This window comes from Paenibacillus sp. EKM10P (assembly GCF_011800655.1).
Classification (GTDB): Bacteria; Bacillota; Bacilli; order Paenibacillales; family Paenibacillaceae; genus Paenibacillus; species Paenibacillus polymyxa.
Genome location: NZ_JAALET010000110.1, coordinates 1 through 285 on the forward strand (window position 1 = coordinate 1; position 285 = coordinate 285).

The 285-nt window shown below is 54.4% G+C and carries 2 tRNA genes and 1 rRNA gene; all 3 read right to left on the reverse strand.

Annotation, left to right across the window (positions count from 1 at the left end):
• A tRNA-Ala gene (locus HFE01_RS26660) sits at positions 1–76 on the reverse strand.
• A 22-nt stretch (positions 77–98) separates the two neighbouring features.
• Positions 99–175, reverse strand: a tRNA-Ile gene (locus HFE01_RS26665).
• A 36-nt stretch (positions 176–211) separates the two neighbouring features.
• Positions 212–285: ribosomal RNA gene (rrf, locus tag HFE01_RS27835) — 5S ribosomal RNA — on the reverse strand; the annotation flags it as partial.

Consider the following 285-nt stretch of genomic DNA (forward strand, 5'->3'; position numbering starts at 1 on the left):
TGGTGGAGCCAAGGGGGATCGAACCCCTGACCTCCTGCGTGCAAGGCAGGCGCTCTCCCAGCTGAGCTATAGCCCCAAACTTTTAGTCAATCTAGAAATGGTGGGCCTTAGTGGACTCGAACCACCGACCTCACCCTTATCAGGGGTGCGCTCTAACCAGCTGAGCTAAAGGCCCTAATTCATTAAATTTTATCATCCTTTAAAGGATTTTGCTTGGCGGCGTCCTACTCTCCCAGGACCCTGCGGTCCAAGTACCATCGGCGCTGGAGGGCTTAACGGTCGTGT